Here is a 25,791-nt window from a genome sequence, read left to right as displayed (position 1 = left end):
GAATGTACGGGGCGTTCGCTCTCACGTGCGAAACGACGGATACGCTCATCGGCATGCCGAACCGTGTTCCGTTCAATGAAGCGCTGCGCTCCCGCGTGGGCACCCCCAAGCAGGCCGAACTACTGGACAGCAGTCCCCGGTCGCGGGTGTGGCGGGTACGGCTCGCCGACGGGCACCTGGTGATCGTCAAGCAGATCACCGACGGCGGGGACGTGGCCGCCGACGCGGACACCCGGTTCGCCCGGGAGGTCGCCGGTCTGCGCCTGGCGGGGCGGGCCTCCCGGCCCGCCGTGGCCCCCGCGGTCCTCGCCACGGACCCGTCCTCGCGGGTCATGGTCCTGGAGCACCTGAACGACCTCGGCAGGACGGACGACTGGATGCCGGGGTACGCCGAATCGCTCGCCCGGCTGCACGCGCTGACCGGCCCCGCCGACGCGGGCGCACTGCCGGGCAGTTCGGGCCCCACGGCCAGCGACGCGGAGTCCTTCCTCGCCCTGGCCGGAGCGCTCGACGTCCCCGTGCCGCCCGCGGTCCCCGATGAACTCGCCGGTCTCCTCGACCGGCTGGACCCCACCCCGCACCACGCACTCCTCCACGGCGACCCCTGCCCCGGCAACGACCTGCGGAGCGCCGACGGCGTCCGCTTCGTCGACTTCGAACGGGCCTCGCTCGGCAACGGCCTGATCGAACTCGCCTACTTCCGCATCGGCTTCCCCACCTGCTGGTGCGCCATGTCGGTCACCGCGGCCCCGCTCGCGGAGGTCGAGGACGTCTACCGCGCCACCTGGCGCGGCCTCACCGGGAAGGACGTGCCGGGCGACCTCGCCGACGCGTGCGCGGGCTGGCTCATCCAGGGCGACGCACTCGTCGAGCGTGCCCACCGCGGGACGGCCGACCAACTCGCCCGGGTCCCCGCGGAGGACTTCACGTGGGGCAACGCCTCCGCCCGTGAGCGACTCGTCCACCGCCTGAGTGTGGTAGCCGACATGACCCGCGACCACGACCACTTGCACGCCGTCGGCCACCTCAGCTCCACAATGGCCAACCGCCTACTCGAAAACTGGCCCAAACTACGCCCCCTCCCCACACCCGATACCCGCCCTTGGTACTAGGCGGATTGCCCCCGTGGATCTCTACTTCGACCCCGTGCCGCTGCTCGACGATGCCCGTGCGGCGTTTCTGGGGCGGTGGTCGGAGCGGAAGTGGCTCAACGTGCCCGGCCCGTTCTACGGAGCCGACACCGACAACTGCGGCACGGGCCGCATCCACGCCCCGGGGCTCGTGCTCTACGAGGCCGACCACCTCACCGAATACGTCTACCGGCAGCCCCGGACACCGCAGGAGCTGCAGCAGATGGTCGACGCGGCAGAGGCCGAGGTCTTCTCCGGCTACGGCTGCGACGGTGACGCGCACTGGACGCCGGACGCGGTACGGGAATGGTGGCGCGACCGAGGGCGAATCGCGGAGTACCTGGCGAAGCGGCGGCCCGATTGGGCGGCCGACGACGCGAAGGCGGGGCAGGGTGTGGCTGAAGCCGCCCTGAACTACGCCCGTTACCTCGACGGCGACCTGGCCGCCCACCTCCGCGTCTATCTCTTCTGGCTTGAGGAGCGGCGCTCTCCCACCCTCGCCGACCGACTGCCGCAGCTCTGACGGCTGTTGCTCCACCACTCCGCGACCACCGTCGCCTACCGCCGTGTCGACGCCCTCGCCCGGAAGCGGGCCTTCGTGAGACGGGGTGACGTCGGAGTCCGGCCCGCGATCAGGTCCTGGAGTACGTCCAGCAGGGCCGCCGAGCTCTCGACCGGGTTCAGCTCCAGGGCCGAGATGGCCGGCCGGCTGTTGCGGGCGTGCTCGGAGTCGGAACCGGCGACCACCATCGTGTCCTCGGGCACCCGAACACCCCGCGCCATGAGGCCCCGCTGCACGCCCGCCGCGTGCCGGCCCGTGAGGCAGAAGACCGCGTCCGGGACACCGTCGTCGGCGATCCGTCCGGCGAGGTCCACGCCGCCGTCGACGCCCGCGCCCTCGGCCAGTTCGTACAGCCGTGGTGTGACGCCCCGCTCGGAGCACCAGCTCACATAGACCTCCTGGTGCTCCAGGTTCCAGGCGTTCGGGTCGGTGCCCCGCACCAGGACGGTGTCGCGGGCCCCACCGGCCCACAGGTGGCCCAGGATCTGGCGCGCGGAGGCGGTGTCGTCCTCCGAGACCCAGTGCGTGAACTCGGGACGGCCCGGCGGCCGGCCGTACGCCACGTAGGGGATGCTCCGGTCCTCAAGGAGGGCGATGACGGGGTCGTCGACGTGGGGGTTGGTGACGATGTAGCCGTCGAGCGAGAACGCGAGCGGCGGTACGGGCTTCCGCGTCAGATCCGGCACCAGCATCAGGCTCAGGTTGCGGGCGAGCGCCTGCGAGGCCGCGGCGCCCACGAACCGCTCGAACACGTCCACGCCGGCCGGCGCGTAGTCGCCGAGCGCGTCGAGCGAGCGGAGCACGAGCCCGACCGCCCCCATCGTGGAGCGCCGCAGCCCCCGGGCCAGGGCATCGGCCTCGTACCCCATCTGGTCCGCGACGGTCCGGATGTGCTCGCGGGTGGCCTCGCTGAGCGTGCCCTTGCCGTTGAGGGCGTGCGAGACGGCGGTGATGGAGACCCCCGCCTTCCGGGCCACGTCCCTGATCGTGATGCCCCGCGTCCGTGCCACGACGCCGCCTTCCTTCCACTTTTGTGCGCCAAGCATTGCATAAAACGTTTTACGTTCCTAGCTTGATCCGCGCCGCACCCCCACACCACCCCACCCCGCTCTGCCCTGCCCCACCCCCGAAGGAACACGCGTGAATCTGCACAGCCTCAGGACCCAGACGACCGACCCCCGCGAACGAGGCACGGCCCTCGGCACCCGGTTCGGCGACCAGGTCAGCCGTATCGCCGAGCTCTACCTGGAGCACTTCGCCACCCTCGCCATCCCCGAGGCCCAGGTGCGCGCGATCGCGACACGGAGCCATGAGGCGCTCCGGGCGTGGGCGCCCGCCCTCGCCGAGGAGTCGGACGCCTGCGCCGACGCGTCAGGCGTCGCACGCTGGCAGGTCGCCGCCGTCGGCGCCCGTACGGAGATCCTCGCGGCCTGCCCGGCGCCCGGGAAGGGCGAGTGCTCGACCGCGGTGTTCGCGCCGCCGGGCATGCCGCCGCAGACCATGCAGACCTGGGACTGGCACGATTCCCTGGTCCCGGACGCGCTCCTGCACGAGCTGACGCCGCGCGCCGGCCGCACGGTGAAGCTCTTCACCGAATTCGGCGTGCCGGGCAAGATCGGCGTGAACAGCGCCGGCCTGGGCGTGCACTTCAACATCCTCTTCCACGCGACGGACGCGACGGACGCGACGTACGCCACGGGCACCACGAACACCACGGACGCGACGGACACCAGGCACGCCGCGGACGCCACGGCCAGGACGACCGGCAGAGACGCCGTGCCCCACCACCCCCTCCCCGCCGCCGGCGTCCCCGTGCACGCGATCGCCCGCCGCATCCTCGACGAGGCGGACACCCTCGACCAGGCCGTCGAGATCGCCTCGACGGCCCGCGTCAGCGCGTCGACCTCGCTGACCGTCGTCACGGCGGACTCCCGGGCCGCGAGCCTTGAGCTTTCCCCCGCCGGCCTGGCGGTGGTCCCGGCGGGGGAGGACGGCTGGCTCCTGCACACCAACCACTTCCTCGACGCCGGACTCGCCGCCGCGGAAGCGGGCCCCTCCGACTCGCTGACGGCGGAGCGCCTCGCGCACCTGAAGGCGGTACGCGCCACGATGCCGGGGCTCGACCCCGGCGAGCGGGCGAAGGCCCTGTGCGGTGCGGCGGGCGCCGACGCCGTCGTGTGCATGCGCCCCGACGAGGCCCAGCCGGCACATCAGCAGTGGGGAACCCTGCTCACGATCGGCCTCGACGTCAACGGCTGTGCGCTCGACTACCTCGCCGGCGCGCCGTACGAGGCGACGACGCGCGCCTTCGCCCGCTTCTGACGCACGGCGAACCCCGCTCACCACTCCCACCCGCCCCACACCCCACCGCCCCCACACCCTCCCCACCAAGAAGGATCGGCCATGACGGAAACCGACCACCGCCCCAGCCCAAAGGCCCCGCCGGCGACCACCGCACGCACGTTCTTCATCTCCGGCTTCGGCACGGCGCTGGAGTTCTACGACTTCATCATTTACGGCCTCGCCGCCGCGATCGTCTTCCCCGCCGTCTTCTTCCCGAGCTTCGACCGCACGGTGGGCACCCTGGTGGCCTTCGCGGCGTTCGGCAGCGGGTTCGTCGCCCGCCCGCTCGGCGGCATCGTGATCGGCCACTTCGGCGACCGGATCGGCCGTAAGGCCATGCTGGTGCTCACGCTGCTGATCATGGGCGGGAGCACGTTCCTGATCGGCTGCCTGCCCGCGTACGACACGGTGGGCGTCGCCGCGCCGGTGATGCTGGTCGCGCTCCGTCTCGTCCAGGGTTTCGCGGCCGGCGGGGAGTGGGGCGGCGCCTCCCTCTTCGGCATCGAGAACGCACCCGAGGACCGCCGTGGCCTCTGGGGCAGTTTCACCAGCGCCGGGATCGGCATCGGCAGCCTCTTCGGGACGGGAGCGTTCACCCTGGTCACGCTGCTGCCGGAGGAGGCGCTCCAGGCCTGGGCGTGGCGCGTGCCGTTCTGGCTGGGCGGACTGCTCGTCCTGGTCGGCGTCGTGGCCCGCAGCCGGATGCCGCACGAGGAGCGCCGTACCGACCGGGCACCCCGCGTGCCGATCCTGGCGGCCGTCAAGCGGCACCCGCGTCAGATGCTCCTGGCCATCGGCGTGGCCTTCGGCTACAACACGCTGGCCTACATCGGCACGATCTTCACCGTGACGTACGCCGAGGAGCGCGGCTACACCTCCACCGAGTCGCTGCTCCTGCAGGTCGCGGGCTCCGTCGCTTTCACGATCGCCGTGCCGGCCATGGCGGTGCTCTCGGACAGGAGGGGGCGAAAGCCGGTGGTGATCATCGGCACGCTCGCCTACGCGGCGTTCTTCTTCGTCTACTTCCCTCTGGTGGACGGGCACGTACTCGTCCTGGCGACGCTCGCCTACGTGCTGGTGAACGTGCTGATGGCGGCTCCCCAGGCCTGCATACCTGCCTTCCTCGGTGAGCAGTTCTCGGCCGCCACCCGCTACTCGTCGATATCGGCGACGTACCAGACGGGCGCGGCCCTGGGCGGCGGCACGGCCGCGACCGCCGCGACGGCGCTGTTCATCGCGTACGACAACGACCCCGTCGGCGTCGGCCTCTACTCGGGCGCGGCGGCGCTGGTCCTTGTGCTCTGCGCGTGGGGTCTGCGGGAGACGTTCCGCGTGCCGACGGCGCACCTCGGGACGGACACAGTCGCGGGCACATACTCGACTACGTGCAGTGGAGCCGCCTGACCGTGGGCGCGGCCGAGGACGGGGCGGACCCGGCGCGCGGCGGTCTGGTACGGGCACGGATCGACCCGGTGGCGGGCAGCATGACCCGCACCGTGCTCGACGACGCGCGGGTGGAGTTCCCCCGCGTCGACGACCGCCGCATCGGCCGGCGCCACCGCCATACGGCGCTGGCCACCGGGACCGGACGGTCCGACCTGCTGCCCGGCGAGTACGACGCGGTGCGCTGGTACGACACGGAGACCGGAGCGACGACCGTCTGGCAGGCCGGGAACCTGTCCGTGGGCGAGCCGGTCTTCGCACCGGAGCCGGGCAGCGACGCCGAGGAGCGCGGCTACTGGCTGACGTTCGCCACGGACCGCACCGACGGCACGAGCTGGTTCCTGGTGATCCCGGCCGAGGACCCCGGGGCGGGCCCGGTGGCCCGCGCCCGGATCCCCGTCCGCGTCCCGCTCGGCCTTCACGGCTGCTGGCTTCCGACGGGGGAGGGGTGAGGGACACCGGCAGGTGCCGTCTCCGAGGCGCTGACCGATGAGTTCCGGCCCTGCCGCCGGTCTCCCCTTCGTCGGTTCACCCCGTCGTCCCTTCCCCGACCGCCAAGGAGTGGCACATGACTGACGAGCAGACTCTCGACCTCGGCCCGCAGGCCCGGATCGTGGCCCGGCTGGTGGCGGGCGTCCCAGAGGCACGGCTCGACGACCGCACGCCCTGCCCCGACTACACGGTCGGTGGCCTGCTCGCCCATCTCGCCCATCTGACCGTGGCCTTCCGTGACGCGGCCCGCAAGGACTTGGGCCCGACGACGGACACGGCACCCGACGCCGTCGTGCCGCCCCTCCCGTCCGCCTGGCGGACGACGATGCCCGTACACCTCGACGAGCTGGCGGACGCCTGGCGGGAGCCGGCGGCCTGGACGGGAATGACCCGGGCGGGCGGCGTGGACCTGCCCGGCGGGGTCGCGGCGGTGGTCGCCGTCGACGAACTGGTGGTCCACGGCTGGGACCTGGCCCGGGCCACCGGCCAGGAGTACGTCCCCGATCGGACCGCGCTGGACGCGGCCCACGCCTTCCTCCTGGAGGCCGCCGCCGAGGACGACCGCGGCGGGGGCATCTTCGGACCGGTCGTACCGATCCCGTCCGACGCCCCGCTGCTGGACCGCGCGGTGGGCCTGAGCGGCCGCGACCCGAACTGGACGCCGCCGAAGGGCGGGTGAGCGGACTCGCCCCCGCCGTCCCCGCCCCTGCCGCCCCGACCGACGTGGGTGCGGCACGGGCGGGGCCCGGGGACGACCCCTCAGATCCGGCGGACGAGGATCAGATCCGGTGCACGGTGTGCAGCTTCTTCGCGTACGTGCCGGCGCCGTCGAGCAGCGAGGCGCCGCCCAGGTCGGACATCGTGGGACCGTTGACGGTCTTGCGGCTGGAGAGGAAGCGACGCTGGCCGCCCGCGTCCCGGCCCAGGTAGATGCCGACGTGGTCGATCGTGGCGGTCGGCTTGTCGTCGCCGGAGTCCGCGTTGAAGAGCACCAGGTCGCCGGGCTGCAGCAGCGCCGCGGTGGGCGGGGTCGTCCCGTCGGCGGTCCGGTCGACGCGCACGCCGGGCGCGTAGTCGACCATGTGCCGCGAGGCGCGCGGGATGCGGGTCTTCGACGTGTCGGCGCCCGCGGCCATCGGAACGCCCATGTGGTAGCCGTACACCATCCGCGTGTACCCGGAGCAGTCGAGGTTGCCGACCTGCTTGCTGGACGGCCCGGTGTAGGCGCCGTCGGGGAAGGTCCAGCCGACGTTCATGTACTCGTGGAAGTCGGCGCCCTCGTAGCGGTAGCCCTGCGGGTCCAGGTAGCCGTACCCGGACTCGCCCAGGACCTGCTTGTCCTTGGCCGGTCCCGAGCCGCTGGTGACGGTCGGCGCGCCGGCGAGGAACATCGCCGCGTACGCGAGGACGTCCGGCGCGGTGGAACCGGCCCAGCCCCGGATGATCTGCTCCAGCGCGGGGGTCCAGGTGCCGTCGAAGGGCTCGGGGAGCACCCGCACCCAGTCGCCGTGCGTGACGCTCGGCGGCTTGGCCCAGTTGGCGGCGTCCACCTCGAAACGGCTGACGAGCAGCTTGACGGGGAGGTTGGTGCAGCCATCGTTGGCGAGCGCGCGCAGGCCGACCCGGCCCGGGCCGAACGTGGGGTCGGCGACGTCCACGGCCCAGGCGGAGGGTTCGGCGGTGGCCGAGCGCCACGCCTTGACCTGGATCCGGGTGCCCTCACGGCGCACGCGGATGGTCCAGTCGGTGCCGGCGGGCACGCCCGTGGCGAGGGTGAGGGCCGTGGTCAGCTGGCTGACCGCGTCGTTGACCTCCTTCTCGACGCGCAGCTCGACCGCGCCGGAGGTGAGGAAGGACAGCCGGGCACGGTAGTTGTTGTGCGGGTCCTGGTAGCCGAAGGACAGCGCGTACGAGCAGGCCTGCCCGGTGGGCACCTTGTCGAACCGGGCCACGGAGCGCACGTCGACGTCGGTGATCTCGTCGTCGCGCAAGGTCGCGTGGCGGCTGGCGAAGTCGGTGGTGAGGGTGATGGCACCGGCACCGGGCACGACGGAGTAGTCGGTGTCCACGGGCCCGACGGTGGACCAGCTGCCGCCACCGGGGGAGGTGCCCCAGTACGCCCGGTCGGCGACCGGCAGCGTCATGTCGGGCAGTGTGCGCTGGAAGTCGTCGACGAACGGCTTCTTGTTCTCGGTGAACGTCCGCGTCGGACCGGGGAGGACGACGGTCCGCGCACCATGGGTCAGCAGGGCGACGCGTGCGCCGCCGGAGGTGACCTCGGTACGCGCGGGTGTCCCGGGAAGCACGGTGGCGGTGAGCGGGCTGGCGAGGGCCACGGGGGCGAAGTAGGCCGCGTTGAGCGGCGGCAGCGTCACCGCGGAACGAGCCGATCCCAGGCCCGCGGGCCCGGCGAAGGGCTCGACGGGAGCGGGAACGGCGACGGCCTGGGCGGAACCGGCGGCGAGACCGCTCAGCGGAACGGTGGCGGCGGAAGCAGCGAAAACGGCGAGCAGACTGCGCCGAGAGGTGCGATACATGAGCACATGATCCGAAGCGCCTTACAGCACGGACACATCACCCCTGGTCAACGCACCTTCTCGCCCCACCTGCGAAAGAGATCCCGATACGGGGACCTTGCGTGGTTGATGGACCATCGAGCCCTTGGGGCATGTGGACGGTGCCCCCAGGCCCCGGCCCCGAGTCAGTCCAGGGAGAGGACGCAGAACTCGTGACCTTCCGGATCGGTCAGACACGTCCACGGGACATCGCCCTGTCCGAGGTCGAGGGAGGCGGCGCCGAGGCCCCTCACGCGTCGAACCTCCGCTTCCTTGTCGTCACCGGGGTACGGCAGCAGGTCGAGGTGGACGCGGTCCGGCACGGTCTTCACGTCAGGCGTCCGCAGGAACTCGATGTAGGGGCCGACCCCCTTGGCGTCGCGCAGCACCGCCTGATCGTCGGTCACGGTGTGCACGGCCCAGTCCACCGCCTCACCCCAGAACCGTGCCATGGCCCGCGGGTCCGCGCAGTCGACGACCACGGCGGCGATCGGGCCGGTGTCCCGGTACACCTCCCGGGGCTCCAGCACACAGAACTCGTTGCCCTCCGGGTCGGCGAGCACCGTCCACGGCACCTCACCCTGCCCCACGTGAGCGTGCGTGGCGCCGAGTGCGAGGAGGCGCGCGACCACCTGCTCCTGATGGTCGGCGGAGGTGGTGGCCAGGTCGATGTGCACCCGGTTCTTCACCGCCGTCTTGGGTTCCGGGACGGGAACGACGTCGATCCCGAGCCCGACGGGATCCGGCCACACGAGTCCGCCACGGGGCCCGACATACGTGGTCACCCCGGGGCTGTACGCACTCCACCCGAGCGCCTCGGCCCAGAACCGCCCGACCGCCGCAGGGTCAAGAGCCTTGATGTTCACCTGAACAGGTCGCAGTGCCATGCCGACGATCCTATGCACCCGCGCGGGACCGACACCGGCACCGGCACCGGGACCGACACCGGCACCGGCACCGGCATCGGGACCGGCACCGAGGTGCCGTCCTCCAGCCGGTCCGACCGCGGCCCGCACGGGCGTCGCGCCGGCCCCGTACGGCAGGTCAGCGGGAGTGGATCCGCAGCAGGGTGTGGCCGGCCACGTCCTCGGTCACGCCCCAGAGGGTGGGGTGGGTGGACAGGCGGCCGGCGAGGGCGTCGCGCAGGAGATCCGCGGGGCCCCAGGTCCCGTACAGCTTGCTCTCGGTGAGCACCACCGGCTTGAGTCCCGCGGTGAGGACCGCTTCCCACGTGGCCGCCGCGACCCCGGGGGTGTGGGGGCTGCGGAAGTCGTCGAGGGCGACCACGCCGTCCTCGGTCAGCAGCTCGCGCGCGGCGGCGATGTCGGCACGGACGTGGTGGTACAGGTGCGAGGCGTCGATGTGCACGAAGCGGCAGCTGCCGGCGGGCACGTGCCGGGTGACCTCGGCGGAGGACCCCTGGATGACGGTGGGCAGCCGGCGGTGGAAGCGCAGGTAGTTGGCCTCGAACACCTGGCGGGTCAGGGTCGGGTAGTACACCCGCATCTCGGTGGCCGTGGAGGCGTCGGGCGCCTCGCCCACGTCGAACAGGTCGCACACGGTGAACCGCTCGGCGTCGGACGCGTGGTAGCCGATGGCGATGGCGCTCTTGCCCTTGTACACGCCGAGTTCCAGCAGGTCACCGCGGACGCCGTAGTCGCGCTGGTGGGTCAGGAGCCAGTCGAAGACGAACCGGTCGGCGGCGAAGAACCATCCCTCGACCTCGTCGAGCCGGTCGGGCGTGAGCAGGGGCGTGGAGGTGTCCTGTGCGGTCATGACGGGTCCTCGTGTGGTGGGGGAGGGGGCGGGGTGCCCGCCCGCGCCCGGACGGCCGCGGCCGTGGCGGGCGGGGCCCCGGGGCGGTCGTACGGCGTGAGGGCGGCCCGACCCTACGGTCCCCACCACCGCCCCCCTCGCACCCCGGCCCCCACCACGCGGGACGTCCACACGACGGGCGTAACCCGCTGCCGGCCACCGAGGCGTCCCCGCTACGGGCACGGCGGCGGGCCCCGGTTGCCACGATCGGGTGACAGCGTCCGAGCGCCCCGTTCCCGCGGCGGCGGGCCCCTAGCCTGGTCGTCGATCTACTGGCACACGGGGGACATGGGTGATGCGCTTGCCCGGTGGGGAGCGACTCCGGCGCTACGAGGACATCCAGGCCGGGCCCACCGGCCTGCACGATCGCCGGTGGCGCGTGGTCCGCCTCGCCGCGGCCACCGCCCCCCTGGCGATCGTGGCCGGGTCGGGGCGGCTCGACCTCGGGTCGGCCTCCGACCGGCTGAGGTTGCTCCTCGCCGTGCTCCTCCTGGTGCGCGCGGGCATCGGTGAACGGCGCATGCGTGCGATCAGCCGGGCGGCCAGGCGCGTGCGGTGCCGCGGGGAGGCCGCGTTCCTGGCGGCGGGGACGGGCCTCGCCGCGCTGCTGCCGACGGGCGGAGCGGCTCCACATCTGGGGGAAGTGGTGCTGTGCGCGGTGGTGGCCTCCGTGGTCACGGTCCTCGGCTGCCTGGCCGAGTTCCGCGCATGGCCGCAGGTGAGGGGAGTGTCGTCACTCCTGGTGCGCTTCTTCGGCCGCCTCCGGACCTGGTTCTGCTACGGCTGGATTCCGTCGCTGGTCGCGGTCGTCCAGCCGGACGCGGTCCTGCTGCTGCCCGCCGCGACGGCCATGACCGTCCTGGAGATCTGCTTCGCCCTCCTCGCGATGCGGACCGGCGACTGGGCCCTGCGCGCGGACGGCGCGATCGAGGTCCTGACGACGCGGATCGCCCGCGACCGTTTCCCCCTGGGCCTGTACGCGATCGCCCGTGCGCGCTGGTGGGAGACGGCGGCACGTCCACCGCACCGTCCCGACACGGCGTTGTGGGAACTGTGGCTGCGGCACGGCGAACTGCTGTCCTCCCGCAAGGGGTACGGGCTGGTGCCGGTGCTCTGGCGGCCCGTGACCGCCGTCCCCGCCTCGCAGGCGGAGCCGTGGATCAGCGCCGCCGAGGCCTCCGCGGAGTCGCTGCGGTGGCTGTGCCACCAGCGCATCGGACTGGACCGCGCCCGGCACCGGGAACTGTCGAACACGTCGCGGATCGTCACGGCGATGACCGCGATGGCCCGGGCCGAAGCGAGCTGCTCCTCCGGGGAGTTCGACTACGCGCTCCGCAACCGCCGTCACGCCGCCGAGCTGTACGCCTCCGCCGGACTCGCCGGCAACGCGGCGGCCGCTCGTTGCCTCGCGGCGGACGTCCTGGTCTTCGACCTGCGACGGCCGGAGGAAGCCGTACGGGAACTGGATGCGATCGCCGCCCGGCCGGCGCCGCCCAGGGCGGTGGCCTGCCTGGCCCTCGTACTGAAGGCGGTCGCGGGCGACAGTGCGGCGGGCCAGGAGGCCGCCCGCATGATGCCGCTCGACCTGCGGTCCGCCGCTGGGCTCTTCGACGAGCTGCCGACCTGGCTGCCGTTCGGCAGCCACCACCATCAGGAGATCGCGTTCGTGCGGTGGGTCGAGCAGCGCTTCGCCGCCATGGCCAGGACGCTCGGACCCGGGCTGCCCGCCCAGGCCCGGGCACGCAGCATGTACACCACGTTCCTCGACCGCTACGAGATGCCGGCCGCCCATGACCTGCGTCAGGCGCTGCAGCGGGCGGGGGAGTACGAGGAGGGCGGATCCCCGGTGGCGCGGGAGATCGCCGAGGAGGTGGCCGCTGCCGCCCGCTCCGTCGGCGATCTGCCGAACGAGGCGGAGGCCCGTCGGCTGCTGGCCCGGCTCGCCGAGGCGGAGCACCGCTGGGCCGACCTCACCGCCGAGCTCCTGGCCGTCGTGGATCTCGTCGAGCGGATGCGGGAACGCGTCAGTGACGGCGACACACGGATCGACGTGGATCTCACGCCGGCCTGCGCGCGGCTGATCGAGCTCGTCGTCGACGGCCGTCCCTCCTGCCCCACCCCCGCCCAGGCCGTCGAGCTGGCCGAACGCAGCAGGTCCCGCCTGCTCCTCGAAGTGTTCGGCGCGACCGTCTCCCCCGAACTGCCACAGCACCTGGAGGAGTTGCGGGAACGGGAAGCGAGAATGGAGCAAGGGCGGGTACGCGAGGGGGTCCTCCCGCGCCCGGGAGGCACCGACTTCGCGCACCGGGACATCCACCCCGCCCATCAGCGACGGTACCGCGCGGCCCGCGAAGCGGCCTGGGCGGAGCTGGAGGCGTCAGGACCGCTCGGTGCGGCCTACGTCAGACACCGGCGTGGCGCACCGGCCGGCTTCGAGGAACTGCGCGCGGTCCTCCCGCCGGGCGTGGTCCTCTTCGAGCTGGTCCGCCGCGGCCCGCGGATGCTGGTCCTCGTGGTACGCGCGGACCGGCCGGAGCCCGCCGTCTTCGCGGTCCCGCTGGTCGAGGACCCCGACCTGCCGCGGCTGCCCGCACCGGGAGGTCCGACCCGCTGGGGGCAGTCCCTGTGGCCCCTCGCCCGGGCGGTGGCGCAGCACTCCGCACCCGGAGAGACCGTGTGGCTGGTGCCCGACGGCCCCTTGCACGACCTTCCGCTGCACGCGGTGGAAGTGGACGGGGCACCGCTCGGCGAGCGCAATCCGCTCTGCGTCACCCCCAGCGCCTCGCTGCTACGGCACCGGCTCGGCCTGCCTGCGGAAGCGGGCGTCCGACGGGCGCTGATCATGGCCGATCCGGACGGCGACCTGCCACACGCCCGGGCCGAAGCCCACCTCATCGGCGGCCTCCTGCCGCACGCCGAGGTGCACACCGGCGGTGCCGCGACCCGCCGCCGACTGCTCGACGAGCTGGGCTCGGAGACGTACGACGTGCTCCACCTCGCCTGCCACTACATTGTCGACCGGGCCCGGCCCGCCGGGTCGGCGGTCCGCCTGGCCGACGGCCGGCTGACCGTCGAGGACTTCCTCTCCGTACGGCTCGACGCCTCCCTTGTCGTCGTGAGCGGCTGCGAGACCGGAGCCCAGCAGAACCGGCGGGGCAACGAACTGATCGGACTCACCAGGGCGCTGCTGCACGCCGGGGCCAGAGCCGTGATCGTGAGCCAATGGGCGGTCAACGACGTGTCCACGGCGCTGCTGATGGCCGGCCTCTACCAGAGGCTCGGACGCGGAACCCCCGTCGCGGCCGCCCTGTCCGCCGCACGGCGCGACCTCCGCACCATGAGCTTCCGCGACGCGGTGGCCCGGTGCGAGCGGCTGCGGAACCTGCCGGCGAACCGGTCGATCGCCGCCCGACTGGGGCACGACCTGGCCCAACTGCGCCTGCGGGCCGGTGACTCGGCCGGGGCCCTGGCGGAGATCGAGAGACTGCTGCCCGGCGCCGGTCACGGCACCGCGGAACACCAGGCCCTGGCCGCCCTGAGGAGACAGGCCCGGTTCCAGCACGGCCGGCTGCGCGCCGACTACGCGCGACCCGCCTTCGACGCCCCTTTCTTCTGGGCCCCGTTCACCCTCGTAGGAGACTGGCGATGACCCTCGGCGAACTGCCCCTGGCCCCCGTCACCCCGCTGTCCGAAGCCGTGGGAGACAGCGGCTACGTCATGACACTGGACGCGGACGGCTGGCCCACCGCACTCGGCCGGCCGGGCAGCGCGGACGCCGGACTGTCCCCGGCCGTGCTGCTGCCCGCGTCGATGACGATGGCCGCGCTGTGCACCGGCGGAGCGCTCGACCTGCTGGCCCTCAACCCGTATGGCGCACTCGTCCACGACGGCGGTCGCACCCTGGGCGTGCTCGAACAGGACACCGTCTCCGCGTACCTCGTCACCCTCTCGGCCCGCGGCACCCTGCGTGGCGACACCCCGGCGCCCCTGGACGCCGTCCTCGCCGGCGCCTACGCCACACCGGCCGCCCGGGTCGTCTGCCGCTGCGGCCTGCTCACCACCCTCACCGCGTACGACGCCGACTTCCCGCCCTCCTGCCCCGGGCCGGGACCGGACGCCACGCCCCACCCGCTGGCCATCCGGGCGGAGTGACCGGTGTTCACCACGACGCTGGGCGAGGCGGCCCAGCTCGCGGGCCGCCGGTTCGTCCGCGTCGCGCTGCTGCCCAGCCTGGTCTTCTGCTCCCTGCTGGTCCTCGTCGCGGCGCTCGCCGGCGAGCCGACCCTCAACTCCCTGCTGCGTGCGTGGAAGTCCCAGCCCGTCGAGATGAAAGCACTGCTGGTGGGAGCCTTCCTGTCCGCCGTGCTGCTCGTCGCCGCGTTCCTGGACTCCACCCAGTTCGCCCTGCTGAGGTGGGCGGAAGGCTACTGGGGCCGGATCGCGGACCGGTCGCTCGGCCGGCTCGGGCGCCGCTGCCACCGGCTGCGCCTGCTGCGGTCCGCCGACGGAGCGGTGCACCACCTCTATCCACCGAGGTCACGACTGCACGAGGTGCGGCCGACCCGGCTGGGGAACATCCTCAAGGCCGCGGAGCTGTACCCGGGGCTGCGCTACGGGATCGATGCCGTACTCGTGTGGCCCCGCCTGTTCCAGGTGCTCCCGGAAGGGCTGGCCGGAGCGCTGTCGACGGCACGGGCGGAGCTGTCCGCGCTCCTGGCACGCGCCGTTCTCTCCTGTGCCTTCGCCGTACTGGGCGCCGGCTGCGTGGCACTGCGGCACGGCTCGACCGTGCTGCTGCTGACCTGCCTCTGGGGTGGCGTCCTGTCGGCCTGGGCGTCCTACCGGGGCGCGCTGAACGCCGCGGCGGTGTACGGGCAGCACGTCCGGGTCGCCTTCGACCTGCACCGTATGGATCTCCTGGAGGCGCTCGGAGAGGAACGCCCCCGCGACCCGGACGCGGAGCGCGACCGATGGAAGAGGATCTGCCTGTTCTGGCACCGAGGCATCCCCCTGCGCCACGAGGCCCCGCCGCCGGAGAACCCCCGGACGGCCCCCGACCTTCCCGTCGCCCCGACGGGCCGCGGCATCTCTCTCACGCAGGTGAGCCTGGCGGCCGCCCTCACCGCCGGACTCCTCGGAGTCCTGACACCGTACGTGTGACGCCGAGGTTACGGGCCGGGCGCACGGCTCACACGGATGGCCGATGACCCGCGCGGCCGTCCACCAGTACGTTCACCCTGCCGATCTTGTGCAACCACCCCACCCCCACCTCCACCGAGGAGCCTCCGTGTCGCACCGTCTCAGGCTGCCCCACTTCCTGCGCGCGCTCACCGGCGCCGCCCTGCTCGCCGTCGTCACCGTCGCTCCCGCATCGGCGGGCGGCGCCGAGCAACGGCCGTCGATTTTCCCGCCGAATGGACACGTGGGGCGGCTGGTGAACGTGGGCACGGGCAAGTGCCTGGAGATCGCGGACGGTTCGCACGCGGACGGCGCCCGAGCCCAGCAGTGGGACTGCGTGGGAGTGCGGCACCAGTCCTGGCGATGGGAACTCACGGGCATCTGGTACGACGAGTGGGAGCAGGAGCGCCACAACTACCGGCTGGTCAACGTCGAGAGCGGCAAGTGCCTGGAGATCGCCGACTTCTCGCGAGCCGACGGTGCCCGTGCCCAGCAGTGGACGTGCGCCAACGCCGGCTCCCAGATCTGGGACTTCCCGTACGCCAGTCACCGGCGGACGATCTTCTACAACTTCCACAGCGGCAAGGCCCTGGAGATCGCGGACGGTTCGCGGGCCAACGGGGCCCGTGCGCAGCAGTGGGCGGTGCCCTACGTCGTACCGAACCACATGGTCTGGGACTTCTGAGCGAGGGGTGCGGCGAGAACTCGCCAGGTGACCACCCATGTGGGGGATGGCCAGCAATGATTACGCTCCGTAACGTTCGCGGTGTTCCCGTTGCTCCTTCCAGGAGGTCCCCATGCGCCTGCTCGCCGTCGCCCTGGCATGCGCGGCCGCTGTCGGACTCGTCGCCGCCACGCTCCCCGAGCCCGCGCCCCAGGAGAGCCCACGGCCGGTCTCCGCGGAGCCGGCGAAGGCCGGCGGCGACCTCGCATGGACCACCGTCGGGGACGCGGACGGCTTCCACGTCTTCCGCGCCCGGGAGTCGGAAGGACACGTCTGGCGCACCGTCACCTCGCTGTCCGAGCCGGGCATCGAGACCGACCGGTGGATCGGCAACGCCTGTCTGACGGCCTCCGGGCGCAGGCTCGTGGTCGTCTACGCCCCGCGGGCCTTCACGAACCGGCCGGAGCTCTTCCTGCGCGGCGGGTTCTCGGCGGTCGTGGACCTGGACACCGGGGCCGTGCGCAAACTGCCGGTGCGGTCGACCCTCGCGTACTACAACCCGGGATGCGGCGCGGGTGAGGACGCCGTCCTCACCCAGGCGGGCGACAGCGACCTCGGGCAGACCCGGCTGACGACCCTGCACGCGGCGTCGGGCACCCTGGAGGCCCCGGTCACGGCGGCCGGCCAGATCACCTCCGCCGTGCCGACCCCCCAGGGACTCGTCGCCGCCGGTGGCCCCCGGGTGGTGCGCGTGGACCCGGACGGCTCCCTGCACACCCTGGCCCGCTCGACGGGCACACCCTTCGAGCTCCACCCCGACCACGACGGCGGGGTGTGGTTCATGGACCGGGCGCGTGACCAGGTGCGTGTCCGACGCCACCACGACGGCGGCACCCGCTCCTACGCCCTCGGCGCGACCGGCCGCCTGGGCCTCAGCCCGGGGGCCGGCGGCCGGGTCTTCGTGACGGGCCTTCCGAACGAGAGGCGTTTCCCGGAGAGCCCCGCCCGCCCGGGGGAGAGGGCGGGCGCGCTGCCGCCCACCGCGTCCTGGCTCGCCGTGCCGGCCACGGCGGCCGCGTCGTCGACCGGCGTGCTCGCGGTCGCCGGCATCGAGAACGGCGAGGGACGCCCGGCGGCCGACGGGCCGCGCATTACGACCGTGGCCGCCCGCACCGGGCGACAGCACGTGGAAAGCGTCCCCGACGAACGCCGCGTGCCGGCCCTCCCGGACCAAGGGCACGCCCCGTCGCCCCGCCTCGGGGAGCGCACACAACCCGGACCGCGCGCCGCCGAGGACCCCCACGACCCCGTCGACGCCGACCGCACCTGCTCCGTCCCCCGGGGCGACGTCCGGACGCAGGTCTACCAGCCGACCCCGCACCAGGTGGAGTGGGCCGCGGACATGCTCGCCCAGGGCCCGCTCGACCTGGAACGCCCGGCCGACTGGAAGGGCTCCGGCCTGCCCGCGTACGCGCCGAGCCGCATGTTCCCTCCCGTTCCCCTCGCGGGCGGAGGACGGATCCCGGCACAGATCCTGCTGGGCATCACGGCCCAGGAATCCAACATGTGGCAGGCGTCCCGCCACACGGCGGAGGGACTGGCGGGCAACCCGCTCATCGGCAACTACTACGGCATCCCGTTCAAGGTCGCCGCCGACGAGAACCAGTGGGACGTGGACTGGACACATGCCGACTGCGGCTACGGCATCACCCAGGTCACCGACGGCATGCGGATGGCCGGCCGGACCAAGCCCGGAGAAGTCGCCCTGCCGCCCGACCAGCAGCGGGCCATCACCGTGGACTACGCCGCGAACCTCGCGGCGGCCGCCCGCATCCTGGCCGAGAAATGGAACGAGCAGGCCGCGGCGGGCATGAGGGTCCACGACGGGGACCCCGCCCGCCTGGAGAACTGGTTCATGGCCGTCTGGGCGTACAACAGCGGCTTCTACCCCAAGAAGGGAGCGGGCGAGCCCTGGGGCCTCGGCTGGCTCAACAACCCGGCCAACGCCCACTACCGTGAGAACCGGCTGTCGTTCCTCGACGGGCGCCCCGGCGACGCCTCGCGCCCCCAGGAATGGCCCTACCCGGAGAAGGTCATGGGCTGGGCCGCACACTCCATCGGCAAGACCACCGGAAACAACGGCGTCGGGTTCCAGCCCGCCTGGTGGAACACCAACGACCAGCGCGCCCAGGTCAAGCCGCCGCGGCTGCTGTTCTGCCAGGTGAAGGCCAACGACTGCAACTCGCACCTCATGTTCGTCCCCGACGACCCGTCCGTCATGCCCACCAAGGCCGGGGAGAAGCCCGAACCGCCCAGCCACTGCGGGCACATCAACCCGGCCACCGGAAAGTACGACCTGAAGTGCTGGTGGCACGAGCCGGTGGAGTGGAAGAAGGACTGCGCCACGCAGTGCGGGCACGAGAAGATCCGGTTCGACGCGGGCACGCACCCCAATCCGCCCGACACGTCGGTCCATCGGCCGAACTGCCAGGCCGAGGACCTCCCCCAGGGGGTCCTGGTCGTGGACGACGTCCCCGCGGACGTGCCCGCCGTCACCCCCGTCCCCTGTCCGCGCCGTAGCGACGGCACGTTCACGTTCGACTTCGCCAAGGACGCGAAGACCGGGGACTTCCTCTCCAAGATCGACCTCCACCAGATCGGCGGAGGGTTCGGCGGCCACTTCTGGTTCACCCACAGCCGTGCAGGAGCCCTCGGCGACCGTCTGAAGGTCACCGGACGGTGGGAGCTCGGACGGGAACTGGACGGCTGGGCACGCGTCATGGTCCACATGCCGAATCACGGCGCCCACACCCAACAGGCCGCGTACACCGTCCACACCGCCGACGGACCGAAGCGCCGGACCCTGCTCCAGCGCACGGAGGAGAACCGCTGGGTGCCCCTGGGCGCCTTCCGGTTCACCGGCCGACCGCGCGTCGAACTGACCTCGGTCACCGGCGGCGCGCCCGACGGAAAGGAGGACATCGCCTTCGACGCGATCGCCTTCCAGCCCCTGCCGGGCAAGCCCCGGCACCAGGTCGTCACCCTCGGCGACTCCTTCGCGGCCGGCGAGGGCGCCTCGCCCGTCGAAGGATCGAAGTACTACCCCGAGTCCGATCGCATGGGCCTGACCGCCTACGCCAACGCCTGCCACCGCTCGTACGCGGCGTGGTCCCGCAAAGCGCGCCTGCCGGGCAGCCGGCACACCCTCGGCTACCGGACGGACGTCTGGGACCCGGACGTCGACGCCCACCTCCTCGCGTGCAGCGGCGCCCGTACGCAGATGCTCCTGCCCACGGCCGCCCCTGGCCAGGAACCCGTACGCAATGCCTTCGGACTGTCCGCCGAGGGTCAGCACCGCGAACCCCCGCAGCTCGACAAGGGCTTCCTCGACGCCGACACCACACTGGTGCTCCTGTCCATCGGCGGCAACGACGCCGGGTTCGCGGACATCTTCACGACCTGCTTCGTCACCGTGGCATGCCACGAGAACCTCGTCCTGGACCTGGACGGCACGACCAGGAAGCGGATCACACAGAAGGTCGCGCCCTCGGTGAAGACGGCCCTTCAGGAGATCGCCAAGGCCGCGCCCAACGCCAAGATCGTCGTCATGGGCTACGTGAAGCTGTTCACCGCCTCCTGCGACACGACGTCCCAGCCCGGCCAGACCGCCGCCCTCAACCCGGAGGCGGGCGAGGTCGAGTGGATGGGCGAGATCACGCTCCACCTGCGCGACCAGCTCGCCGCCGTGGTCAAGGACCTCCGCGAAGGTCCCGCCCGGCTGGACGTCCACTTCACCGATCCGATCGACCGGTTCGGGGCGCGAGGGGTGTGCGGGAACCCGGAGGCGGTCAACGCCGGCATCCCCAAGCCCACGCGCGGCGAGGGCGAACAGGGCGGGTTCCCCGGCCTCAACCCCCCGATGAGCCAGCAGTCCTTCCACCCCAACGAACTCGGCACGACCATCCTCGCCGACGCCCTGACCACCGACCTCCCCCTCTTCGGCTACCCGCGCACCACCCGGCTCCGCTGAGACCGACGCGGCCGCCGGTGACCACGTCCGCCAGGCCGTCCTCGCCGCGCCCTCCCGGCACTCCCCGCTGGAAGCGCTCCTCGACGCCCTCACGGCGGAGCTGGAGGAGGTCCAACAGCAGCAGGAACGGTGGGGCCTGGGAGGCCGCGCTCGCGACCACCCGGTCAGCGCGTGGCGCGGTAGACGTCGACCTGGCGCCCGCCTCCGTACGTCAGCCCCACGTAGGTGTTGGCCAGCAAGGGCGCGTACCCGGGATCGGTGGCCTTGTCGGCCCCGGTCGCCCCGTCCAGAACGATCGCCGCGCCCGTCCCCTCGTTGAAGGTCGCGTAGACCGCTCCATGGAACGCGGACCGCAGGATCATCTGCTTCCGCCCCGAGTCGTCCGACGGCCCACCCACGCGCCACAGGCGCTTGCCGCTCCGGTCGTATGCGGAGATCTCCGCTCCCTTCACCGTGCGGGCGGCGCAGAAGGTGGTCTTGAGCTGATCGTCGACGCACTTCTCGATCTCGTGCAGCCGCTCGCCGAAGCCCTCGTAGTTCACGTCCTTGCCGGTCGCACTGTCGATCACCGCCCGGCCGAAGGGAGCAGCCACCCAGGCCCGGTTCGGCGCGAAGGCCTTGACCGTCCACCCCTGGCCGGCCCCCGACTCGTCGGGGACCTCCATCCCCGTCCAGAGCCCCCGCCCGCTCGCGCCGTCGACGGCCGCGAGGGTGAGGACGTCCTCGTCACCGCGCCTCTGACCGAGCACCCGCGTGCCCTGGACCAGCTGCGCCTTGAAGGACGTGTCGCTCCAGGTCTCCTTGTGGGTGACGAGGTCGATCCCGTACGTCACGGGGTACCGGTACTCGCCGTGTGACACGACGATCGCGGTGCGGCCGACGACCCCGGCGACGTACGTGACCAGGTACCCGTCCTCGGACCTGGGCAGGTCCCACTTCGTCCGCCACGCCTCCCGACCGCTGTCGGCGTCCATCGCGACCACCTCGACGCCGACGCCGTCGGCGGCGCTGCCCGAGCCCTTCGTGCTGGTGGGGAAGGCGGTGACCGCGTACCGCTTGCCGTCGACCGTACCGAGGCCTGGAGGGTACGGGACCGTCTTGTAGGTACCGTCGTGTTCGGGCAGATGGCGCCAGGAGGACGTCTCCGCCGTGAGCGTTCCGATCTCCTCGTCGCCGGCGAGGTCCCAGGCGACGAGTTCACCGGGGGAGACGTAGTACGCCTTCGTGCCGTCGAGGGCGACGGTCCCCAGTCCGGGTGCGTCGAAGCCGCCGTGGCTCTCGAACCGGGTGGGCGGGTCGTACGCGGTGAGCGACGCCGTGGTCTCGGACTCTTCGGGCGTGGGGACGGGGGAGGCGTCGGCGGACGCCGACGAGGCGCCTGTGGACGGCTTGCCACCGCCGAGCCGACCGTCCGCGAGGTCACCCTCCCGGCGTCAACCGGCCGGCGGCGTCCCGGCGCCGGGGCGCCGCCCGGTCCCGGTCCGGTACCCGAAGGTGACCACGGCCGTGGCGACGAGGACGACCGTGCCCACCGTCCGCAGCGCCGGGCTCATCGCGTCGGCGAAGGACGCGGTGCGGGCGTCGGCGTCATGCAGGGCGAGCACCGTGCCCGTGACGGCCACCCCGAGGGCGGCACCCATCTCCCGGGCCGAGGTGCCAAGCCCGGAACCGAGCCCGGCCTGGTGCTCGGGCAGGGAGGAGACGACGCCGACGGTCAGGGCCGGCATGCACAGGCCGGTCCCCGCCGAGATGACGAGCAGCCAGCAGGCGTACAGCGCGTAGGGCGTGGCCGCGTCGGCGGTCGAGGCTCCGAGGAGCCCGGCACCGATCAGGAACAGCCCGGTGGAGACCGCGGGCCGCGGGCCGGAGGCGGTCTGCCAGCGGGTGGCGACCTTGGGGAAGACGGCCATGCCGATCGTGAGCGGGACGATGGCGAGTCCGGTGACGGCGGGCCCGTACCCCTTGACGTACTGCAGGTACTGCGAGTTGGCGTAGAAGAGCGAGAAGAGGCCGAAGAACCCGGTGGCCGTGCCCAGCACGGCGGCGCGCAGCCGCCGGGAGCGGAAGACCCGCGGGTCGAACAGCGCGGCCCGGGAGCGGAACGCGTACCAGGTGAACAGACCGGACAGCGCCGCACCGACCGCGAAGAGGACGAGGATGCGCGGTGAGGTCCAGCCGTACACCGGGCCTTCGATGATGCCCGCGAGCACGGCGACCAGCGCCGCGACGAGCAGCAGGGTGCCGCGCGGGTCCGGGTGTCCCTGCGGGGAGCGCCCGGTGCGCGGGACGGTGACCGTGACGGTCCAGGTCAGGACCGCGGCCAGCGGCACCATCAGCCAGAACAGGGCGCGCCAGGACAGGAACTGGCCCGCCGCTCCACCGACGACGTTGCCGGCGAGACCGCCCAGACCGGCGGAGAGGGTCCAGGAGGCCAGGGCCCGGGCCCGGTGTGCCGGACCGGCGAGGTGGACCAGGATCGACATGGTCGCGGGCATGATGCAGGCGGCCCCGGCGCCGGACACCCCGCGGCCGGCGATCAGCAGCGCGGGGGAGGCGGCGAGGGCGCTGAGCCCGGCCCCGGCGGCGAACAGCGCGAGCCCGGCGAGCAGGACGCCCTTGCGGCCCCGGCGGTCCCCGAGCGCTCCGGCGGGGATGAGCAGTCCGGCGAAGACGATGACGTACGCGTCCACCGTCCACAACAGCTCGGTCGACGAGAGGTGCAATGAGGAGCCGGCCAGCTGGGGGATGAGGAGGTTGATGGCGGCGACCATGCTCTGCGCGACGAGGACACAGGCGCACAGGGCGAGCAGGGTCGACCGCCGCAGGACGCTCGGCGCGGAGGGGATCGGTGTGAGGGCAGGCGAAGTCATGGCTCCTCCAGGGAGCTTCGTGGTCAGGGGATGTGCGACCACCGTAGGCTCGGCCCATGGATTACTTCCAGTGCATCTTTCGCAAGGGGTGAGTGCGTGTGACGCAATCCGCGGAGCCCACCGGTCTCGACCTCAATCTCCTCCTCGCCCTCGACGTCCTCCTCGAGGAACAGAGCGTGCGCGGAGCCGCCCGGCGGCTGCACCTGTCGGAGCCGGCCACCAGCCGCACCCTGGGCCGGATCCGCAAGGCGCTCGGTGATCCGATCCTGGTGCGCGCCGGGCGGGCGATGGTGCCGACGCCGTACGCACTGTCCGTACGGGCCGAGGTCGCCGCGGTCGTGGAGCGGGCCAGAGCGCTCTTCGCGGCCTCGGGACCGGTCGATCCGCGCACTGTGGCGCGCACCTTCACGGTGCTCGGCCAGGATTCCCACCCCGCCCTGCTCGGCCCCGCCCTGCTCGCCCGGGCGGCCCGCGAGGCCCCGCTGGTGCGGCTGCGATTCCTGAACGAGAGTCATGTCGACGCGCCGACCCTGCGGGAGGGGGTCGCCGACCTGGAGATCGGGGTGATCGACACCGTCCATCCCGAGGTGCGCACCGAGGTCGTCCTGGACGACCGCATGCTCGGGGTCGTCCGGGCCGGACACCCGCTCCTCCGGGGACGCCTGACGCGGCGGAGGTTCGCGACGGACGCCGACCACCTCGTCGTGTCGCGCCGTGGGCGGCTGTCCGGCCCCGTGGACACGGCACTGTCCGAGCACGGCCTGCGGCGCCGGGTCGTGGCGAGCGTCGGCACGTACCCGGCGTCGCTGTTCGTCCTCCGGGACACCGACCTCGTCGGCCTGATCAGCGCGCGGAGCCGGGCGCTGGCCGAGTCCCTCGGCCTGGTCACCTTCGACGTCCCTCTCGACCTGCCGCCCCTGCCGGTCGGCCTCGCCTGGCATCCCCGCCACGACGCCGACCCGGCGCACGCGTGGCTGCGCGGCTGCGTGCGGGACCTGCTGCTCGACGACGAGGCCGGCTGATCGAGGGCGCCAGGCGGGGAGGGCAGACGCCCCGAACGAAACAGTCCGGGTCTGGAATCCCGGCCCCCCGTCCCATGAGAATGCCCCCATGACCGATACGGCAGCGGCAGCGACAGCGGCGGAGCAGGACGCGGTGCGCGTCGAGCGTGACGGGCCGGTGACCACGGTGGTTCTGTCGCGGCCCGCCGCCCGCAACGCCGTGGACGGGCCGACAGCAGGGCAACTGGCCGACGCGTTCCGGGCGTTCGAGGCGGACGAGGAGGCCGCCGTCGCGGTGCTGTGGGGCGAGGGCGGCACGTTCTGCGCGGGCGCGGACCTCAAGGCCGTCGGCACCGAGCGCGGCAACCGGGTGGAGCCCGACGGCGACGGTCCGATGGGCCCGACGCGGCTGAAACTGACCAAGCCGGTGATCGCGGCCGTCAGCGGTCACGCCGTCGCAGGCGGACTCGAACTGGCCCTCTGGTGCGACCTGCGCGTCGTCGAGGAGGACGCGGTCCTCGGAGTGTTCTGCCGCCGGTGGGGAGTGCCCCTGATCGACGGCGGCACGGTCCGGCTCCCCCGGCTCATCGGCGAGAGCCGCGCCATGGACCTGATCCTGACCGGCCGCCCGGTCCAGGCCTCCGAGGCGTACGAGATCGGGCTGGCGAACCGTCTCGTACCGCCGGGCCGGGCCCGCGCCGCGGCGGAGGAACTCGCCCGGGAGATCGCCGGGTTCCCGCAGCTGTGCCTGCGCCACGACCGGCTGTCCGTCCGCGAGCAGCACGGCCTGCCCGAGCCCGAGGCCCTGGCCGCCGAACTGCGGCACGGCATGGTGCCCCTGTCGGCGGGCGAGACCCTCTCGGGCGCCGCGCGCTTCGCGGCCGGTGCGGGCCGGCACGGTTCCTTCACCACCTGAGCCGCGTCCCGCCGAGCACCTCACGCGGCCCTGTCGCCGCGTCCGAGGGCTGATCGCGGAACAGGGCTGCGGTCACACCAGTCGGTCGACCAGCCCGTCGATGTAGTCCGGGCTGAGGGGGACCATGCCGAAGAGGACGCGGATGTACATCGGGGCCAGGATGTGGTCCAGCACGTCGAGCGCGTCGGGTGCGTGCTCGCCGCGGTCGCGGGCGCGGTCGAGCATGGACTGCAGTTGCCGCATGCGTTCGGCGCGGAGCTCGTCACCGGCCCGCAGGCCCGCCTGACCGTTGCTCGACAGGGCGACGGCCAGGCGTACGACCGCCAGCCCGTCGGGCCCGGTGATCTCGCGGGCCACGTTGGCCGCGTACGTACGCAGGTCGCCGACCAGACTCCCGGTGTCGGGCATCGGTGACTGGGCGTTGAGACGGGTGAGGGCCACGTCGGTGAGCAGGGTCTCCAGATTGCCCCACCGGCGGTAGATGCTGCTGTCGGCCACGCCCGCGCGGGCTGCGACCTCGCCGACGGTGAAGTTGCCGTAACCCCGCTCGCTGATCAGGTCGGTGACGGCCTGATGCACCTCCGCGCCGACGCGGGCGCTCCGTCCGCCGGGCCGCCGGGCCGGCTGTCGCTCGTTCATGCACCCACCTTAACGCAGTAAGTACTTGCGTTTACGAGGCGACGCTCCCTACAGTCTCCTAACGCAGTCACCGACTGCTTTAACGGTGTCCAGGTGCCGCGCCGACCGCGTCGGCCTCGCAGACCGCATCCGGGCGCGCATCCGGGCGCGACC

At 72.8% G+C, this 25,791-nt stretch carries 19 protein-coding genes and 1 pseudogene; 13 read left to right on the top strand and 7 right to left on the bottom strand.

What is annotated here, in order from left to right; genetic code table 11:
- The first annotated feature begins 53 nt into the window (after window positions 1-53).
- Together DEJ43_RS00210 and DEJ43_RS00205 are read left to right on the top strand one after the other, a co-directional pair.
- Window positions 54-1,112 carry a phosphotransferase gene (locus tag DEJ43_RS00210; protein ID WP_041663363.1) on the top strand — a complete coding sequence of 353 codons (1,059 nt, stop codon included), beginning with the start codon at window positions 54-56 and terminating at the stop codon, window positions 1,110-1,112.
- Window positions 1,113-1,125: 13 nt separating this feature from the next.
- Complete coding sequence (locus DEJ43_RS00205; protein ID WP_015031256.1) at window positions 1,126-1,653, top strand: ferredoxin family protein; 528 nt, start codon at window positions 1,126-1,128, stop codon at window positions 1,651-1,653.
- Window positions 1,654-1,688: 35 nt separating this feature from the next.
- Here DEJ43_RS00205 and DEJ43_RS00200 read toward each other — a convergent pair whose 3' ends face one another.
- Window positions 1,689-2,702 (bottom strand): LacI family DNA-binding transcriptional regulator, encoded by a 1,014-nt coding sequence (locus tag DEJ43_RS00200; RefSeq protein ID WP_041661895.1) that lies wholly within the window; start codon window positions 2,700-2,702, stop codon window positions 1,689-1,691.
- A 130-nt stretch (window positions 2,703-2,832) separates the two neighbouring features.
- On the opposite strand from DEJ43_RS00200, the gene DEJ43_RS00195 reads away from it, so the two are divergent.
- From DEJ43_RS00195 to DEJ43_RS00180, 4 genes and pseudogenes are all read left to right on the top strand, one after another.
- Window positions 2,833-4,014: a C45 family autoproteolytic acyltransferase/hydrolase gene (locus DEJ43_RS00195; protein WP_015031254.1), complete on the top strand. Its 1,182-nt coding sequence runs from the start codon at window positions 2,833-2,835 to the stop codon at window positions 4,012-4,014.
- Between the two features lie 81 nt (window positions 4,015-4,095).
- On the top strand, window positions 4,096-5,439 hold the full coding sequence (locus tag DEJ43_RS37915; protein ID WP_015031253.1) for an MFS transporter: 1,344 nt from the start codon (window positions 4,096-4,098) through the stop codon (window positions 5,437-5,439).
- Window positions 5,409-5,930: pseudogene (locus DEJ43_RS00185) on the top strand (carotenoid oxygenase family protein); the annotation flags it as partial. The gene DEJ43_RS37915 and the pseudogene DEJ43_RS00185, both read left to right, overlap by 31 nt.
- A gap of 116 nt (window positions 5,931-6,046) precedes the next feature.
- Window positions 6,047-6,649 carry a TIGR03086 family metal-binding protein gene (locus DEJ43_RS00180; RefSeq protein WP_015031251.1) on the top strand — a complete coding sequence of 201 codons (603 nt, stop codon included), beginning with the start codon at window positions 6,047-6,049 and terminating at the stop codon, window positions 6,647-6,649.
- A gap of 100 nt (window positions 6,650-6,749) precedes the next feature.
- Here DEJ43_RS00180 and DEJ43_RS00175 read toward each other — a convergent pair whose 3' ends face one another.
- The 3 genes from DEJ43_RS00175 to DEJ43_RS00165 form a co-directional block, all read right to left on the bottom strand.
- Entirely contained in the window at window positions 6,750-8,507 is a 1,758-nt protein-coding gene (locus DEJ43_RS00175) for an NlpC/P60 family protein (RefSeq protein ID WP_041663357.1), read from the bottom strand.
- 164 nt (window positions 8,508-8,671) lie between these two features.
- Window positions 8,672-9,412, bottom strand: a complete 741-nt coding sequence (locus DEJ43_RS00170) for a VOC family protein (RefSeq protein WP_041661893.1) — start codon at window positions 9,410-9,412, stop codon at window positions 8,672-8,674.
- A gap of 157 nt (window positions 9,413-9,569) precedes the next feature.
- Window positions 9,570-10,301 carry a class I SAM-dependent methyltransferase gene (locus DEJ43_RS00165; protein WP_015031247.1) on the bottom strand — a complete coding sequence of 244 codons (732 nt, stop codon included), beginning with the start codon at window positions 10,299-10,301 and terminating at the stop codon, window positions 9,570-9,572.
- A 334-nt stretch (window positions 10,302-10,635) separates the two neighbouring features.
- Here DEJ43_RS00165 and DEJ43_RS00160 point away from each other — a divergent pair, with 334 nt between their 5' ends.
- From DEJ43_RS00160 to DEJ43_RS00140, 5 genes are all read left to right on the top strand, one after another.
- Window positions 10,636-13,989, top strand: coding sequence for a CHAT domain-containing protein (locus DEJ43_RS00160; RefSeq protein WP_015031246.1), 3,354 nt, complete (start codon window positions 10,636-10,638; stop codon window positions 13,987-13,989).
- Window positions 13,986-14,492: a hypothetical protein gene (locus DEJ43_RS00155; protein ID WP_015031245.1), complete on the top strand. Its 507-nt coding sequence runs from the start codon at window positions 13,986-13,988 to the stop codon at window positions 14,490-14,492. The genes DEJ43_RS00160 and DEJ43_RS00155 overlap by 4 nt, the downstream gene beginning before the upstream one ends.
- A 3-nt stretch (window positions 14,493-14,495) precedes the next feature.
- Window positions 14,496-15,500 carry a hypothetical protein gene (locus DEJ43_RS00150; RefSeq protein WP_015031244.1) on the top strand — a complete coding sequence of 335 codons (1,005 nt, stop codon included), beginning with the start codon at window positions 14,496-14,498 and terminating at the stop codon, window positions 15,498-15,500.
- A 127-nt stretch (window positions 15,501-15,627) separates the two neighbouring features.
- Window positions 15,628-16,203, top strand: coding sequence for an RICIN domain-containing protein (locus DEJ43_RS00145; protein ID WP_233447899.1), 576 nt, complete (start codon window positions 15,628-15,630; stop codon window positions 16,201-16,203).
- 112 nt (window positions 16,204-16,315) lie between these two features.
- Window positions 16,316-20,212 carry an SGNH/GDSL hydrolase family protein gene (locus DEJ43_RS00140; protein WP_015031242.1) on the top strand — a complete coding sequence of 1,299 codons (3,897 nt, stop codon included), beginning with the start codon at window positions 16,316-16,318 and terminating at the stop codon, window positions 20,210-20,212.
- 164 nt (window positions 20,213-20,376) lie between these two features.
- Here the strand turns inward: DEJ43_RS00140 and DEJ43_RS00135 are convergent, their stop codons facing one another.
- Together DEJ43_RS00135 and DEJ43_RS00130 are read right to left on the bottom strand one after the other, a co-directional pair.
- Complete coding sequence (locus DEJ43_RS00135) at window positions 20,377-21,186, bottom strand: hypothetical protein (protein WP_041661892.1); 810 nt, start codon at window positions 21,184-21,186, stop codon at window positions 20,377-20,379.
- 459 nt (window positions 21,187-21,645) lie between these two features.
- Window positions 21,646-23,082: an MFS transporter gene (locus tag DEJ43_RS00130; RefSeq protein ID WP_015031240.1), complete on the bottom strand. Its 1,437-nt coding sequence runs from the start codon at window positions 23,080-23,082 to the stop codon at window positions 21,646-21,648.
- 92 nt (window positions 23,083-23,174) lie between these two features.
- On the opposite strand from DEJ43_RS00130, the gene DEJ43_RS00125 reads away from it, so the two are divergent.
- Together DEJ43_RS00125 and DEJ43_RS00120 are read left to right on the top strand one after the other, a co-directional pair.
- Window positions 23,175-24,104 carry a LysR family transcriptional regulator gene (locus DEJ43_RS00125; RefSeq protein WP_015031239.1) on the top strand — a complete coding sequence of 310 codons (930 nt, stop codon included), beginning with the start codon at window positions 23,175-23,177 and terminating at the stop codon, window positions 24,102-24,104.
- Window positions 24,105-24,192: 88 nt separating this feature from the next.
- Window positions 24,193-24,999, top strand: a complete 807-nt coding sequence (locus DEJ43_RS00120) for a crotonase/enoyl-CoA hydratase family protein (RefSeq protein ID WP_015031238.1) — start codon at window positions 24,193-24,195, stop codon at window positions 24,997-24,999.
- Between the two features lie 72 nt (window positions 25,000-25,071).
- Here DEJ43_RS00120 and DEJ43_RS00115 read toward each other — a convergent pair whose 3' ends face one another.
- Window positions 25,072-25,638, bottom strand: a complete 567-nt coding sequence (locus DEJ43_RS00115; protein WP_015031237.1) for a TetR/AcrR family transcriptional regulator — start codon at window positions 25,636-25,638, stop codon at window positions 25,072-25,074.
- Window positions 25,639-25,791 lie beyond the last annotated feature (153 nt).

This window comes from Streptomyces venezuelae ATCC 10712 (genome assembly GCF_008639165.1).
GTDB lineage: Bacteria > Actinomycetota > Actinomycetes > Streptomycetales > Streptomycetaceae > Streptomyces > Streptomyces venezuelae.
The sequence above is the reverse complement of the archived record's forward strand: the minus strand, read 5'-3'. Positions and strand labels throughout refer to the sequence as shown.